At 39.4% G+C, this 14,950-nt stretch carries 18 protein-coding genes; 17 read left to right on the top strand and 1 reads right to left on the bottom strand.

Going from position 1 to position 14,950, the window contains the following annotated elements:
* Positions 1-10 precede the first annotated feature (10 nt).
* The 4 genes from AN393_RS13830 to AN393_RS13815 are packed head-to-tail and all read left to right on the top strand — an operon-like array spanning position 11 to position 3,637.
* The gene (locus AN393_RS13830; protein ID WP_055018398.1) at positions 11-796 is read left to right on the top strand and encodes an enoyl-CoA hydratase; all 786 of its coding nucleotides are present in this window, start codon (positions 11-13) and stop codon (positions 794-796) included.
* Positions 796-1,947, top strand: coding sequence for an enoyl-CoA hydratase/isomerase family protein (locus tag AN393_RS13825; RefSeq protein WP_055018397.1), 1,152 nt, complete (start codon positions 796-798; stop codon positions 1,945-1,947). The genes AN393_RS13830 and AN393_RS13825 overlap by 1 nt, the downstream gene beginning before the upstream one ends.
* A gap of 10 nt (positions 1,948-1,957) precedes the next feature.
* Positions 1,958-2,857, top strand: a complete 900-nt coding sequence (mmsB, locus tag AN393_RS13820) for a 3-hydroxyisobutyrate dehydrogenase (RefSeq protein WP_055018396.1) — start codon at positions 1,958-1,960, stop codon at positions 2,855-2,857.
* Between the two features lie 9 nt (positions 2,858-2,866).
* Positions 2,867-3,637 carry an SDR family oxidoreductase gene (locus AN393_RS13815; protein WP_055018395.1) on the top strand — a complete coding sequence of 257 codons (771 nt, stop codon included), beginning with the start codon at positions 2,867-2,869 and terminating at the stop codon, positions 3,635-3,637.
* Positions 3,638-3,712: 75 nt separating this feature from the next.
* Here the strand turns inward: AN393_RS13815 and AN393_RS13810 are convergent, their stop codons facing one another.
* Positions 3,713-4,681: an integron integrase gene (locus AN393_RS13810; RefSeq protein ID WP_055018394.1), complete on the bottom strand. Its 969-nt coding sequence runs from the start codon at positions 4,679-4,681 to the stop codon at positions 3,713-3,715.
* Positions 4,682-4,921: 240 nt separating this feature from the next.
* On the opposite strand from AN393_RS13810, the gene AN393_RS13805 reads away from it, so the two are divergent.
* The 13 genes from AN393_RS13805 to AN393_RS13750 form a co-directional block, all read left to right on the top strand.
* A complete protein-coding gene (locus AN393_RS13805; RefSeq protein WP_055018393.1) occupies positions 4,922-5,545 on the top strand; it encodes a hypothetical protein in 624 nt (207 codons plus the stop codon).
* A 126-nt stretch (positions 5,546-5,671) separates the two neighbouring features.
* Complete coding sequence (locus tag AN393_RS13800) at positions 5,672-7,846, top strand: P-loop NTPase fold protein (protein WP_055018392.1); 2,175 nt, start codon at positions 5,672-5,674, stop codon at positions 7,844-7,846.
* Positions 7,847-7,916: 70 nt separating this feature from the next.
* Complete coding sequence (locus AN393_RS13795; RefSeq protein WP_152968284.1) at positions 7,917-8,363, top strand: hypothetical protein; 447 nt, start codon at positions 7,917-7,919, stop codon at positions 8,361-8,363.
* 142 nt (positions 8,364-8,505) lie between these two features.
* Positions 8,506-8,934: a hypothetical protein gene (locus AN393_RS13790; protein WP_055018390.1), complete on the top strand. Its 429-nt coding sequence runs from the start codon at positions 8,506-8,508 to the stop codon at positions 8,932-8,934.
* A gap of 86 nt (positions 8,935-9,020) precedes the next feature.
* The gene (locus tag AN393_RS13785; RefSeq protein WP_055018389.1) at positions 9,021-9,686 is read left to right on the top strand and encodes an AbiV family abortive infection protein; all 666 of its coding nucleotides are present in this window, start codon (positions 9,021-9,023) and stop codon (positions 9,684-9,686) included.
* Positions 9,687-9,808: 122 nt separating this feature from the next.
* The gene (locus AN393_RS13780) at positions 9,809-10,180 is read left to right on the top strand and encodes a hypothetical protein (RefSeq protein ID WP_055018388.1); all 372 of its coding nucleotides are present in this window, start codon (positions 9,809-9,811) and stop codon (positions 10,178-10,180) included.
* A 122-nt stretch (positions 10,181-10,302) separates the two neighbouring features.
* Positions 10,303-10,605 carry a hypothetical protein gene (locus AN393_RS20470; protein WP_006793678.1) on the top strand — a complete coding sequence of 101 codons (303 nt, stop codon included), beginning with the start codon at positions 10,303-10,305 and terminating at the stop codon, positions 10,603-10,605.
* A 287-nt stretch (positions 10,606-10,892) separates the two neighbouring features.
* Positions 10,893-11,030, top strand: a complete 138-nt coding sequence (locus AN393_RS20285) for a hypothetical protein (protein WP_161804170.1) — start codon at positions 10,893-10,895, stop codon at positions 11,028-11,030.
* 79 nt (positions 11,031-11,109) lie between these two features.
* Complete coding sequence (locus tag AN393_RS13770; RefSeq protein ID WP_055018387.1) at positions 11,110-11,796, top strand: hypothetical protein; 687 nt, start codon at positions 11,110-11,112, stop codon at positions 11,794-11,796.
* A gap of 112 nt (positions 11,797-11,908) precedes the next feature.
* Positions 11,909-12,367, top strand: coding sequence for a hypothetical protein (locus AN393_RS13765; RefSeq protein ID WP_055018386.1), 459 nt, complete (start codon positions 11,909-11,911; stop codon positions 12,365-12,367).
* 120 nt (positions 12,368-12,487) lie between these two features.
* Positions 12,488-13,321 carry a hypothetical protein gene (locus AN393_RS13760; RefSeq protein ID WP_055018385.1) on the top strand — a complete coding sequence of 278 codons (834 nt, stop codon included), beginning with the start codon at positions 12,488-12,490 and terminating at the stop codon, positions 13,319-13,321.
* A gap of 131 nt (positions 13,322-13,452) precedes the next feature.
* Positions 13,453-13,866: a hypothetical protein gene (locus AN393_RS13755; RefSeq protein WP_055018384.1), complete on the top strand. Its 414-nt coding sequence runs from the start codon at positions 13,453-13,455 to the stop codon at positions 13,864-13,866.
* 125 nt (positions 13,867-13,991) lie between these two features.
* On the top strand, positions 13,992-14,950 hold a 959-nt coding region (locus AN393_RS13750), incomplete at its 3' end, for a transposase (protein ID WP_055018422.1).

The following is a 14,950-nucleotide window of genomic DNA, read 5'->3' as shown; positions in this document are numbered from 1 at the left end:
GGAGCAAGTTATGTCACAATCAAAGCCGTGTATTGAATTAACAACCCAAGGGCATGTTGCAATTTTAACTATGTCTAACCCGCCAGCTAATACCTGGACAAAAGACACCTTAATAGATTTAAAAAACAAAGTTAACGAGCTTAATAACAACAAAAATATTTATGCTTTAGTGCTAACTGGCGAAGGCGAAAAGTTTTTTAGCGCCGGTGCCGATTTAAACGTATTTGCTAGTGGCGATAAAGGCGTTGCTGCTGATATGTCGCGTGTGTTTGGTGAAGCCTTTGAAGCATTGACTAATTTTACAGGGGTATCGGTTGCAGCCATTAATGGTTATGCCATGGGCGGCGGATTAGAAGTGGCCCTTGCATGTGATATACGCATAGCAGAAGAGCAAGCACAAATGGCATTGCCAGAGGCAAAAGTGGGCTTATTACCATGCGCAGGCGGGACACAAAATTTAGCATGGCTTGTAGGTGAAGGCTGGGCAAAACGCATGATTTTATGTGGCGAGCGCCTAAAAGCCGATAAAGCCCTACAAATTGGCTTAGTAGAAGAAGTTGTACCCCAAGGCGAAAGCTTTGCAGCGGCGTTAAAACTTGCCAACCAGGTAAGCGAACAAAGCCCAAGCTCAGTTTCTGCGTGTAAAACACTTATACAAAAAGGCCGCCATCAATCTATGGCCAGTGTATTGCCACTTGAGCGTGAATTGTTTGTTGGTTTGTTTGATACACAAGATCAGCAAGAAGGTGTAAATGCCTTTTTAGAAAAACGCCGCGCTAATTGGGTAAATGGCTAATGAGTAATTTAACGTTATTAAATAATGCCGACGACCCCGTGCTATTTGAAACGGCAATCGCAGAAAACGGCAGCTTAATTGGGCTTATTACACTCAACGTACCTAAAGCATTAAACGCCCTCAATTTTGACATGATCAAATTACTCGAGCCGCAGCTGCGCGCTTGGCAAGACGATGATGCAATTGCAATGGTTATTTTAAAAGGCGCAGGCGATAAAGCCTTTTGCGCCGGTGGCGATGTAGTAAGCCTGCATCATGCAATGGCGCAAGGTAAGCCAACAAGCCTAGTTGAAGAGTTTTTTACCCTTGAGTACAAACTTGATTACCTTATTCATACCTTTGATAAACCAATTCTAGTGTGGGGTAACGGCATAGTAATGGGTGGCGGTTTAGGCCTAATGGCAGGTGCTAGTCACCGCGTAGTAACCGAAACATCGCGCATTGCCATGCCAGAGCAAACCATAGGCTTATACCCAGATGTAGGCGGCAGTTACTTTTTACATAAAATGCCACAAGGTGTGGGGCTATTTTTAGGGCTAACGTCGGCTTCTATTAATTGTGAAGATGCACGCTTTGTATCGCTTGCCGATCACTTTATCGACAGCACAAAGTACGATGCCATGCTAGCGCAAATTTTAGCTGCTAAGTGGGGCAAAACTCCAAGTTTAAATCATGAGCGTTTAACAAAGTTATTAACCGATTTAGATAACCAATCTGCGCGTATGCCAAAAGGCTATATTAAAGCTAATTTAGCAACCATTCAAAAATTAGCTGAATTTAATACGCTACAAGAACAAGTTGATTATATTTTAGGCCTAACTATTGACGACAAATGGCTGCAACGCGCCCAAAAGTCACTCAAGCATGGCTGCCCACTAAGTTGTGCACTGGTTAGTGAGCAATTAAAAGCCAGTAAAGGCCAAAGCTTATTAACGTGTTTTAAAATGGAGCTGGGTATGTCGATACGCGCTGGCGAAGTTGGTGAATTTCAAGAAGGCGTAAGAGCACTACTAATAGATAAAGACGGCGCACCTAATTGGCAGTACAAATCACTAAGCGATGTACCACAAACAATAATAGACAGCTTTTTTGCTAATCGCTTTGGCGAAAACCACCCACTCAATGGCTTACACACGCCATCACACACATAAAGGAAAGACGATGACTAAACTCAATATTGGTTTTATCGGCTTAGGTAATATGGGCGGCCCTATGGCGGCTAACTTAATTAAAGCCGGTCACACAGTTACGGCATTCGATTTAAACCAGTCGGTCTTAAATGAACTTGCAAACAAAGGTGCACACGCCGCTGAAAATGCAAAAGCATGTGCAAGCAATGCCGATATACTCATTAGTATGTTACCCGCAGGCAAACATGTTAAATCGCTTTATTTAGGCAATAACGACGATAGCGGCTTAATTAATGTGCTGGGTAAAAACACCTTAGTGATAGATTGCTCAACAATAGATGCAGAGTCGGCCCGTGTGGTTGGCAGCGCACTTGGCGAGCAGGGTATTAGCTTTGTAGATGCACCGGTATCGGGCGGCGTTGCAGGCGCAGCGGCTGGCACGCTTACGTTTATTGTAGGGGGGAGTAAAGCCGCGTTTAATACCGCACAACCTGTGCTTAATGATATGGGTAAAAACATATTCCATGCAGGTGATATTGGCGCAGGGCAAGTTGCAAAAATATGTAACAACATGCTACTTAGCATTTTAATGGCAGGCACCAGCGAAGCACTACAAATGGGTATAAATAACGGCCTCGATCCTAAAGTACTTAGCGACATAATGACCGCAAGTTCTGGCCGTAACTGGACGCTTGAACTTTACAACCCGTGCCCAGGTGTAATGGATACAGCCCCTGCAAGTAACGATTATAAACCAGGCTTTATGGTCGATTTAATGGCTAAAGATTTAGGCCTTGCCATGGAAGCCGCGCAGCAAAGTAATTCATCAACCCCAATGGGGTCAATGGCTACAAATTTATACACTATGCTTCAGCACCAAGGTGCAGGCAGTGATGATTTTAGTGCCATTTTTAAACTGTTTTCTAAGTAGGAGCAAGGCGTGGAAATTAAAAATAACACGGTAGTAATAACTGGTGGCGCACAAGGCTTAGGTTTTGCAATGGCGCAAAAATTTGCCCTTATGGGTGCTAACATTGCACTTATAGATATGGCGCAAGAGTTATTAAACAAAGCATGCGAGCAACTAAAACAGCTTGACGGTGTATCTGGCACTATTAAAGGCTACGCTGCAAACGTAACCGCAGAGAGCGAAGTAGAAAACGTATTTAATACCATTAATGGCGATTTTGGCCACATTGGTGTGCTTATAAATAACGCCGGTATTTTACGCGACGGCATGTTTATAAAAGCTAAAGACGGCAAAGTGGTAAAAAAAATGTCCCTTGAGCAATTTCAATCGGTGATTGATGTAAACCTTACTGGCGTATTTTTAGCAGGGCGAGAAGCTGCAAGCCACATGATTGAATCAGGCAAAGGCGGTGTAATTGTGAATATGTCAAGCGTAGCGCGCGCAGGTAACATAGGCCAAACAAACTACGCAGCATCAAAAGCTGGCGTAGTAGCACTTACCACCACATGGGCTAAAGAGCTTGGCCGTTTTGGTATACGCGTAGGGGCTATTGCACCAGGCGTAATAAGCACCGCGATGACAGACGCCATGAAACCCGAAGCCAAACAGCGTATGCTTGCAGTAACACCCGTAGGGCGTTTGGGCGAAAGCAACGAAATTGCCCATACTGCACAATACATAATCGAAAACGACTTTTTTACCGGTCGCGTGGTTGAAATAGACGGCGGTATTCGTTTGTAAAGTAAGTTTTTTACGCTTGAATTTAAAAAGCATGGCGCTTTTGGGCTGTGCTTTTTTGTTTTGAATAGGGGAGGTTTATAATTTTGAAAAAGGGCTAACAACCCCGTTAGCACCTTGTTGTAAAACATGCGTATAAATCTGTGTAGTACGTACATCACTGTGACCTAACTGTGTTTGTACTGTACGTATATCAGCGCCGCTTTGCAGCAAATGCGTAGCGAAAGAGTGACGTAAAGTATGTGGGGTAACGTGTTTATTAATTTCAGCTTTTGTAGAAGACAGTTTAACTGCCTTTCTTACCCCTGAACGATCTAAGTGATGGCGTCTTATTTCTCCTGTTTCAGGGTCTGTACTTAATTTATGTGATGGGAACAGAAACTGCCATTGTAATGACTTATTAGCACTTGGGTATTTTTTACTAAGTCGATGAGGCATCCATACACCGGCGTAAGCATCATTTTTTAAATCTAACTGTAAATATTCATCAACTTGAATTATTTGATTTCTTAGCATTGGTATTAATTCTTCAGCAAGTGTCACAATACGATTTTTATTACCCTTACCGTTCCATATGCGTATATTTTTATAGTCGAAGTCAATATCTTGAACTCTTATTTTTACTGCTTCCATCAGCCGTAAACCACTTCCATATAGCAGGCTTGCTATCAAATAATGTCGCTTATTTATATTTCTAAAAAGTAGCGATACCTCAGTTTGTGTAAGTACGACAGGAAGCATCTGTTGGCGGTTACTTTTGATGAAATTTAAATCTAATGAAAGCTCATTCTTGATAATATGTTTATATAAAAAAGCAAGTGCATTTAAAGCGGTTGCTTGTGTTCTCGCTGCCACTTTTTTAGTAACTGTTAAGTGATTTAAAAATACTTCTACTTCATTATTGCCCATACTGGTAGGGTGTCGCTTATTATGAAAATGGATATAGGCAGTAATCCAAAAGACATAAGTTTCAATAGATTTTTTAGCATAATGATGGCTATACATATAGTCGATAATACTATTAAGGAAAGGGGACTTAGTTTTCATTTTAAACCCTATTTGCCTGTATTTATATACAGTATTAGTGTTTTTCCTCCTAAGTCAAGAAATGAGGACGTTTTCCTCTTTTCTTCATTTTAATAAAAGAACAGCCTGACTTAAAGTTTAAAGCTGGCAATGTGTTACAGGATTTGTTATTAATATTAAAAGTAATTAAGAGGACATATATTACTCATAAAAAGAGGAAAGTGTCCTCTGATAAAGTTGTTATAACTTTAAGGAGGAATTGTGCGACATATTGGAACCATTGCTGCCATCTTAATATTAGCTGGTTGCGCATCAACAACCGCGCCAAGTATTTCTTGGGTATCAAACGTAAAGGTTGACGAGTTTACTGATCAAAAAAGCTGTTCAGTATCAGTTGGAAGCCTTTATACAAAAAGCTCCGTTTACACTTACAGTAATCATTATTATCCCTATATTGAAGTGGTAAATGGAGACCTGCGGTTGGGTGTAAAAAGCGGAGGAAAACATCCTATACCTGTAGGTGATGTTCAGATTCGTATTGATTCAAACACTGCGTGGACAATCAGTTCGAGCGAGACTCCATTGGATTATGCTCCTAAGGGAACATTGGACACAATGAAAGATTACGCAAATTACCTTCCGGAAGAAAATAAAGAGCTAGTTGAGGCTACCTACAAAACTGCAATGGAATCAGCAGCTCGCTCTATGTCTCCTTTTACTGCAACTACAGGGGATAAAGCTCGAAAAATCCTTAATGAAATGCTTTCTGGCCAAAAGATCAAATACCGTACTGTTGGTTTAAATCAAGCGGCATCTTCAACGGGTGAGTATGATCTTGATCCATCTTTAGCAAGTGCGCTTCAGCAATGCGGGATCAAGTTATAACAAAAAAATCCAGGTGACCCAAACCGCTGCGCGGCTTTTGGCGCTAGCTCGCTTCGCGGCATGTTAGCACCAAAACCCACTTAGCGGTTCGGTAGCCTGATTTGGGCGTTAGGCCTCAGGAAAGATATGGAAGATAAAAACTACTCCTCAGATTCACCTATACACGAGCAAGAACAGGATAGATTTTCTCGCTGGAGCTTTTCCGAAAGGGTGGCTCAAGTAATATCAAAGCGAAGTGACCCAAGCAGTATAGTTATTGGACTCTATGGCATATGGGGCGATGGTAAAACATCCGTGCTCAACTTTATTGAAAAATCACTGGATTCTGATGAGAACGTGATATGTATTAAGTTCAACCCTTGGCGCTTTGGTGCAGAGGAAGAACTGCTAACAGGTTTCTTTTTTGATATAGCTGAAGCTCTAGATGCAGAATTAATAAAAACTGGGGATAAGCTTAAGGATTTCGTTAAAAAGGCGGCTCCTGGTGCTGGAGCACTGATAGGTGCAAAGGGGGCAGGAGATGCTTTTGGTGCTTTCATCTCAGGGCCAGATATAAATGAGCTAAAAAATAGAATAGAAAATGAGCTGGAAGCAGCTCAGAGGCGAGTCCTTATACTGATCGACGATGTTGATAGGCTAGAAAAAACAGAAATTCATGCACTATTTAGACTAGTAAAGCTCACTGCTGATTTCAAATATACATCATATATCTTGGCATTCGATAAAGATGTTGTCGCCGCATCCTTACAAGACCGCTACTCTAGTACTGCTGAGAATGCAGGAGAGGCGTTTCTAGAAAAAATTATTCAAGTCCCCTTACATTTGCCAGCTGTTGAAAAACAAGTCCTTCGAGAATTTTGTTTTCAAGGAGTGGATGAAGCAATAAATATTGCGGGAATCACACTCTCACAGCAGCAAGTTCAAGAGTTTGTTCGTGACTTTAGTTCTGCATTCGATGATTGCTTAACGACTCCAAGAAAAGCCAAGCTATATGGAAATACATTAATGTTCTCTTTGCCTATCTTGCAAGGAGAAGTAAACCCTGTAGATTTAATGCTTTTAGAGGGAATAAGGGTCTTTTGCCCTTCGTTGTATGAGGTGCTAAGGGTAAATAAGTCGCTATTTACAGGTACTTTTCGAGATAGCTATTACTCGAATAATGATAATGAAAAAGATCATATAAAAAACCTTGTGAATAATGCCCTTGATGTTGGTAAGAACATCAATAAAGCAGGTTTTATTGGGCTGCTAAAAAATATGTTTCCTAAACTTCAATCCGTCTACGGGAACATGAGTTATGGATCCGATTGGTATGAGAAATGGAATAAAGGCCAAAGAATTTGCTCTGAAAATTATTATTCAAGATACTTTACTTATGCCATTCCGAGAGGAGATATATCTGATCAAGCAGTCCAAGCTTTGTCTGATGAGAGTGAGAAGTGGGGAGTGGAACTTGATAGAGAAAGCAACCCCTTGAATGAAATTCTAACCCCCGCTTCATCGGAAACATTAATTAAAAAATTGAGGCAAAAATCAGGCGAAATTAGCGCTGCTGCCTCAATTGCACTTGCACTTGCTGTAGCACAAAAGAGTGATGATATTTCAAATCCAGAGGTTTTGTATAGTTGGACGACTCCCTTTTCCCAAGCAGCTATGCTGGTTAGCGATCTGATCCAAAATGTGCCGAAGCCAGAACGAACTGACTTGGCAAAAAAATGCATCGATATTGCACCTATAATTGAGTTCAAGCTTGAAATATTTAAATGGTTAAAGCGAGAGGATGAGAACAAACCTGAAAAAGATGCGTTTTCTGAAGTATGCATAGATGAAATTGGGAAGCACTTGGGAAATGTAATAGCTGATGAGTTTAAAGACCAAGAAGATATAACACTATTAGCGCCTACATCGATACCAACAATATTTTATACATTGAATAAGTTTGTTGATAATGGCTACGTTAATGATTACGTGGATGAATTGATTTTAAAGGACCCAGATTCTCTAATTAGAATAATCGACTCGTATGTACCAACAGCGTGGGGAGTGGAGACCGGTGTTTCTCATAAGTCGGATTTTGAAAGGGATCAATATAACAGCTTAACTGGTGAACTAGACGCCTCAATAGTTTTAAGCGCAATCGAAACGTACTTCCCTCAAGCAATGAAAGTCTCTGATGACTTCCCCAGATTGTACGATGATGCAGAAAAAGGTCTTCTATTCTTGGAGCAATTTGTATGGTTGCATCAATACGTTCTACGTGAATCAGAAGATACGGAGAATGAGAGTGACGAGAAGGCCTAACAAGGCGCTGCTACGGAAAATTTACTCGCTGACGCTCCTAAATTTCCGCAGAGCGCGGCGTTAGCTAGCCATGAAACTATTGAGTATTTTTCTACTATTTTTTACTTTCCATACTTATTCCTGTACTGGTACAGGAGAGTTTGAGAAACGAACTGATGATTATATTTTCAGTAAACTACTATCAAAAGCTGATGCTATTGTGGTTGCTGAGCTAGTGCGAATATACGATTACCCTGATGATTACGGCATGAGCATGTCAAAAAATGATGGTGTCGTATTTAAAGTTACAGAAGTTATAAAAGGCGAATATCCTGACTATATTGACGGCCAATTACAATTGTCGACTTACTGCATGCAGCGAAGAATTCACCCTAACCATAAGCAAATAGGCCCAGCTAATTGGGCAACAAGCTATGAAATTGGTGAAGAATATATTTTAATAACATCTGCATCCAATACGCATGATGATTACAATATTGAACATGGGCTTAATTTAAAAAAGGCTTATTTGTTCTAGCTGAGCTAAAAGGCAAGCTAACAAGAAAATAAACAAGGACACGTAACAGTTGGCTACGTTTCGCTTCGCTACACAATTTTAGCCAACCATTACTTAGCCTGTTATTTGAGCGTTAGCTCAATAATTAGTAAGGAGATATGAAATGGCAGACACATGGAAAGCTGTTGCTAGATTTGCTGGCGGCCCGATAGTAGGGCTAGTAATTGATGGAGTAGAAGCGTCTTCAAAATTAATGGATGATGCTTCTAGTAAAAATTTAGAAGCTTTGAAGGAAGAAGCAGCAAAGCAGCAGATTAAAATGGATTACTCTCAGCATCAAGCTCGTGTTGCTCAAGAGCTTGCTATAGCTAAGAGAATTGAAAATGCTACAGAAGTAGAAATTGAAGAGTACTACGATAATTCAGGAAAAGGCTCTGCAGGATTAAGTCTTAATGCAGAAACGCAAACGGGAAGCTTTGGGATTTCCGGTGAAAATAGACGTGTTTCTAAAAGAGTGTACCGTTTTAAAGGGGATTCACAAGCACCAGATGAGACTTATGAGCAGAAAGAAGGTGAGATAGTCAAGAGCTAACAAGGCGCTGCTGTCGGACAAATTTTACGCTGCGCTTCAAATTTGCCGCAGAGCGCGGCGTTATAACCCTTTTCAATGAGGTGCTCGTGTCTAAAGGATTAGGTCAATGGAAAAATTCACTGAAGCCAGCTCAAATTGCAGCGGGTATGAATGCTGCTAATGATAATGCTCGGCGGTTAAGCGAGGATGCTGAAATATTATTTAACCTAAATAGGTTTCCTTCTGCCTTATCTTTGTCGATTTTGTCAATCGAAGAGTCGGGTAAAGTAAGTATTTTACGTGAGCTAGCATTAGCTAAAAATGGTGATCAAGTTAAAGATGCATGGAAGGCTTATCGTTCTCATACCAAAAAAAATGTTATGTGGTTATTTCCGTCTTTAGCTTCAAGTGGGGCAAATAAGCTTGAAGAGTTTAAATCAATATATGATGAAAAGGCTGAACATCCATTACTTTTAGATAATCTTAAACAAGTAGGCTTTTACACTGATTGTCTTGGAAAAGCTCATTGGTCAGTTCCTGAACAAATCATAGATAAAGAGAACACAGAAAACATTCTTAAAATAGCCAAAATGATGTGTAAAGATAGTATTTATACTTCTAAGGAAATAGAGCTTTGGGTAAAGCATATTAAACCTGTATGGAAAGGTCCTATGGAGTTAATGAAAGAGGCTCTAAATAATTGGTTTGAGGAAATGGTAAAAGAAAATCTTATTACTGAGGGACAATATAGCTTTAAAGACTTTATTGGGTAATCAGCGGGTTATAACAAGTTACTCAAACGGACGCTAAAGAGTTGGCTAGCGCTCGTTCCTCGCAATTTTAGCCAACAATTTCGCGCCGCTTAGTAAGGCGTTATGTTTACAGGGAAGGTTCAGTGATTCTGTTTAATTCTGATATCGTTGAAATTTTACAAAAGGCTCTCAGTGAGCAATACCTAGATTCAACTTTATTGTCTTCTTGTGGAATCGGGTTTAAATTCTGCAATGTCAATATTCATTGTAATGAGCGCGTTATTGCTCGTATCAATGGAAACATTTATGAATGGGATGATTCACCCAATAGTGCACCATGGGGGAACTTAGTTAGGCAACAATTCTCAAGTGTTTGTTTATCCTCACCGAGTTTGCTTAAAATCACTCTGCAATCTGGCGATTATATCGAAATTGAAAGTGTAGAAAGCCAATATGAATCGGTAATTATTAACTTCCCATCTAAAGGTAAAGAAATAATAATGGAAACGTTTTAGTAAATGTAAACATAACAAGCTGTTAAACAAGGACAAAAAACAGTTGGTTTTGCTCCTTCGTCGCTAATTTTAACCAACTATTTTTTGCCTGTTAACAGGGCGTTATATTTGTCCGGAAAATTATGCATAAGCACACTTTTAAAGAAGATGAATGGCCTTTCAGTTGCCCAATAGACTCTGCTGCAGTAACTACCAAATTTGTCTATGAAAGATTGGAGCCAATAATCCAAGTTAATCATTACATAGATGATGGGTGGCAGTTTATGTGCAACACTACGGATGACCCCGATGACGGCATGGTAATTTGTATGGGGTGTTTTATTAGCAAATTTCCAGAAATGATTGAGCTTGCAGATCTACCTAAAGGCTGGGACGCATTCAGAGAAGACAAAAATCAACCGTGGGACAAACAGCAGTTTGAATAAGCCACAAATATAACAAACACATTAAGTCGCTTCGCTGGGACGCCTACACATGGTCTGCGTCACTTCGCTCCTAATTTTAGCCCATGTGTTACCGCCCCTTATGTGGATGTTATATGTCAAAAAGGGAGTTTTGAGAGTTGTCTTTGTATATTCGTAAGGTAGCCAATGAATCTAGCGAAAACTTTGCACTAATTGCCAAAGGCTGATGGGATTTACGAACTTTAGTTACAGAGTTTGAGGTATGGCTTGCTACAGAGGCGGATAACCTTCCGTCAGGATGCAAATGGGTGGCTGATTTTGGATTTTCCCCTCGGAATGATGCTTGTGGTGGTGGTCCAATTTTGAAAGTTGAATTAATGCAAAAATGTGTCGATTTGAATATGGAAATTTATCTTTCGGAGTACACCGATGATGATGACAAATAACAAAACAATTAAGACGGATTTTGCGCAAGAGCGGCGCAAAACCGCTTATTGTAAGTGTTAGTTTTTACAAGGAGAGTGTGTGCGCATTCTGAAAGTTAGTTTATTGATTATGTTATTTTCCTTTATTTTTTCATTTCTATTTTTTAAAAAAGAAGCAATAGCATGTGAGGCTATAAACCTAACAAATTTCGCAGAAGTACACCCCGATGTATATGTGGACTCTAGCGTAACTAGCGAGCAACGAACGTTACTTTTAGAGTCAATGAATATGGCTTACAACAGAGTAAATCAAATATATGGCGAGATAAACTCTTCTCCTCGATTGATTATGACAAATGATCTTGAATATAAAAAATACGGACTTAATCCTACAGGTATGCAAAATTCTGGTTTTTTTAGAGAGTGTATATTCTTAGGCCCAAAGGGAATGAATGTTGACGTTATAGCTCATGAATTAGTGCATGCTGAAGTTAGGCATAGAACCAATATTTTTACAGAATTCACAAAATTGCCAGCTTGGTTTATTGAAGGTACGGGTATCAAAGTTGACTATAGAGCCCCATTTTTAATAGAAAATATTGATGTTTCACAAGAAGAAGTAGAGCAAATTAAATCAGTGTTTTTTCTTAGTGACTTTCCAAACACAAGTGTTAAATCGTATCAAGCCTCAAGAGTTGCAATTGAAGATTTAGATCCAAAATTTTTATATTCTGGATTAGAGCGATTAGACAATGGTGAAAGCTTCGAAGAAGTTTTTGGAATGTAAAACTAACAAGTCATTAAATCAGGACAAAAAACAGTTGGTTTTTGCTCCTTCGTCGCTTATGTTAACCAACTTTTTTGCCTCTTAATGAGGTGTTATATACCCAAGGAAAAGTATGCGTTTTATTTTAGCATTTTTATTACTAGTTCCATTCGCTTCTTTAGCACAGAATGTCAAGACTGATTCATTTGTCATATCTTTACCTGACAACTTAACCGTCCAAACTGACAAGGTAAGAAGGATTTTAGCTTTTGGTAAAAAAAGAAACCCTTTTATCAATATTGAATTTGGCTATTTGGTAGGTGAGCAGTTTTCAGAAATCGTCGATAGCGTTAACGAAACTTTAAAACCTATGAAATCAGTTTTATCCGAGGTAGATTGCGGTTCAGGTTGTGTCGGTTTTTCTGCTGAATCGGTCAGTAAGCAAGGTGATATTTCTTTGTATTCATATTTCTACCTTGTCAAAAGTAAAAGGCAAAACTTTATAATCGCGATGGGTGCTCCAGAGCCAATTACAGATGAAAACTTAAAAGCAGCAAATATAGCTAAACAAATATTGAATTCGGGTATATAACAAGCTGTTTATGGATTGGACGTTTTAATGCTTGGCTGACGCTCATTCTTCGCTAGAATAGCCAAGCTTAATCCGCCCCATAACAGGGCGTTAAATGCCCTAAGGTGTTTTATCTAACCTATGAAGTTAAAAAAGTTACTGAATCACTCTTTCATAATTGAGTTTGAGAAACTGTTAAAGACCGATTTCGAAAGAGAGTTGTTCTTATGTAGTTTGAGAAATTACTGCTCTCATGGAAACCCTTTACGTTTTCATAATTTTGCTTTTTCTATGAGAGAGTTAGTTCTTCAAGTATTAAACAGACGTGCACCTGATAAAGAGGTAGAAAAGGCTTGTTGGTATGAAAAAGAAAGTGACAAATTTAATGTCACAAGACGACAGAAGCTTAAGTTTTGCGCACAAGGTTTTTTGTCTGATGCTTATCTGGACGAATTTACTATTGAAGATCTTAATCAGAGCATTAAAGACTATTTGAAAGAGTTTAACTTTTTTAATAAATATACCCATATCACGGCTAAACACTTCAAAGCTTGCCCTCAAAAGTTTTACACTGATATGAAGTTTATTATTCAACGCTCTCAGGAAGTCATTGAAGAGCTAGATTCATTGGAAAGCATGGTTACACAAAGCTTAGAGTACGGTATTCAAGATAAAGTATTTGATGCTGTAATTAACTCGTGCCCCGATGAGTTATCTATTTTGGCTCACAGAGTGATAGTCGAACAGGTTTCTCCAGAAAAAATGGAAATCGAATACTTGGAAGAAAATGGAATCACGATAGGGGTTGAGGGAACAATTTATATTACTCAAGAGTACGGGAAAGGTGATGATTTCTGCGAAATTTCAAATGACTTCCCATTTTATATTCCCGTAGACGCATGTATAACAAACCCCGAGAATATCTCAGTAAATGAGAATGCTTTAGAGGTCGATACTAGTTCTTGGTATGAATAAGAACGGGCACTTAACAAGTCATTTCAGCAGGACAAAAAACAGCTGGTTTTTGCTCGTGCCTCGCTAATTTTAACCAGCTATTTTATTGCCTCTGAATGAGGCGTTATACGCTATGAGCATCAAGGATAGAAATGCCGCTTAAAAAACCTAAGTATCTTCTCATTACTCAAAAGTTAGGACTTAAGTTACCACTAGTTTGGTGTGCTTCTGCGTTCTTAATCGGTATGCTTACTCAAGAAATGGCAGCCGCAATCTTCATTTCAATTTCATCTTTTTTCTTAACTTGGCTTACTTGCAAACTTTCCTGTTTCTTCTTCAGCTTCCAAGAACACAGCGGCATTTTAAAAAACCATATTTACGACAACGTTATGAAAGCAATTTGGTTTATAACTCTGTTTTGCCTCGTAGTGAATTTCTTTAAACCTCTACTCGTTAAAACAGGAAGTGAAGCATTCTTGGGCTGTGTATTTTCAATCGTCTATTTCGGCTTTATGCTTTCTGCATCAAACCGCTGGGGTATGCACTTCGTTGAAAAGCGCGTATAACAAAAAAATCAAGTTCGCCCGCTGCGCGGGCAAATAATAATAAATAAGACACCCATCTTAAGTTTTGCTCTTTTCAAAATTGAAGGCTACGTTTAAATCAGTGTAAAAAACGAGCTGGGTGTCTTATGGCAATTGCAAGAAAGCGACAAGTAAGTTTGGTTGATACAAAATACTACCATTGTATTTCACGGTGTGTTCGTCGTGCTTTTTTGTGTGGAGAAGACCGTTTTACTGGTCAATCTTACGAGCATCGACGAGGATGGGTTGAGGATAAGTTGCTTGAATTAGCTAAGATATTTTGTATCGACGTGTGTGCTTATGCCGTTATGAGTAATCACACGCACTTAGTACTGTATGTAGATGATAAAAAAGCGAATAGGCTAAATGATAAAGCGATTATTATTCGCTGGCATAAACTCTGTAAAGGCACATTGTTAACACAAAAATACATACAGGGTGAAAAGCTAAGTAAAGTTGAACTTATCTTTTTTAATCAAACAGTAAAGCAATACCGAGAGCGCCTATCAAGTATCAGCTGGTTTATGCGGTTGTTAAATGAAAACATTGCTCGCAGAGCAAATAAAGAAGATAACTGCACAGGACGATTCTGGGAGGGAAGGTTCAAATCGCAAGCATTACTAGATGAAGCAGCACTTGCAGCCTGCATGGCCTATGTCGATTTAAATCCCATTAGAGCTAAAATAGCTAACAAACCAGAAGAGTCAGACCATACCAGTGTACAAAATCGCTTAACATGCGCGGCAGAAGGTAAACAACCTAAGCAGTTACTACGTTTTGCAGGTATGCCACGTCAGATTATGCCTAAAGGGCTGCCGTTTGAGCTTAAATCTTACCTTGAACTTGTTGAGTTAACAGGGCAAATAATACGAGAGGATAAACGGGGGCACATTGATAATATGAACCCTCCTCTGCTAGAAAGACTTAATATATCCCCCGAAAACTGGTTAAAACTCACTACGCAATTTACGCGCGTATTTCATGGTGCAGTAGGCAGACCCACTTCACAAGTAAGTTACTGTGAAAATTTAAAGCGCAAACGGCGTTCAAATATTAGCAACTGCGA

The sequence above is a fragment of the Pseudoalteromonas sp. P1-25 genome (assembly GCF_001401805.1).
Classification (GTDB): domain Bacteria; phylum Pseudomonadota; class Gammaproteobacteria; order Enterobacterales; family Alteromonadaceae; genus Pseudoalteromonas.
The sequence above is the reverse complement of the archived record's forward strand: the minus strand, read 5'-3'. Positions and strand labels throughout refer to the sequence as shown.

Bases quoted from the DNA above. Each gene is read 5' to 3' on its own strand.
- AN393_RS13830 (WP_055018398.1), top strand. From the start codon at position 11: ATGTCACAATCAAAGCCGTGTATTGAATTAACAACCCAAGGGCATGTT.
- AN393_RS13825 (WP_055018397.1), top strand. From the start codon at position 796: ATGAGTAATTTAACGTTATTAAATAATGCCGACGACCCCGTGCTATTT.
- mmsB (WP_055018396.1), top strand. From the start codon at position 1,958: ATGACTAAACTCAATATTGGTTTTATCGGCTTAGGTAATATGGGCGGC.
- AN393_RS13810 (WP_055018394.1), bottom strand. From the start codon at position 4,681: ATGAAAACTAAGTCCCCTTTCCTTAATAGTATTATCGACTATATGTAT.
- AN393_RS13800 (WP_055018392.1), top strand. From the start codon at position 5,672: ATGGAAGATAAAAACTACTCCTCAGATTCACCTATACACGAGCAAGAA.
- AN393_RS13795 (WP_152968284.1), top strand. From the start codon at position 7,917: ATGAAACTATTGAGTATTTTTCTACTATTTTTTACTTTCCATACTTAT.
- AN393_RS13790 (WP_055018390.1), top strand. From the start codon at position 8,506: ATGGCAGACACATGGAAAGCTGTTGCTAGATTTGCTGGCGGCCCGATA.
- AN393_RS20470 (WP_006793678.1), top strand. From the start codon at position 10,303: ATGCATAAGCACACTTTTAAAGAAGATGAATGGCCTTTCAGTTGCCCA.
- AN393_RS13765 (WP_055018386.1), top strand. From the start codon at position 11,909: ATGCGTTTTATTTTAGCATTTTTATTACTAGTTCCATTCGCTTCTTTA.
- AN393_RS13760 (WP_055018385.1), top strand. From the start codon at position 12,488: ATGAAGTTAAAAAAGTTACTGAATCACTCTTTCATAATTGAGTTTGAG.
- AN393_RS13755 (WP_055018384.1), top strand. From the start codon at position 13,453: ATGCCGCTTAAAAAACCTAAGTATCTTCTCATTACTCAAAAGTTAGGA.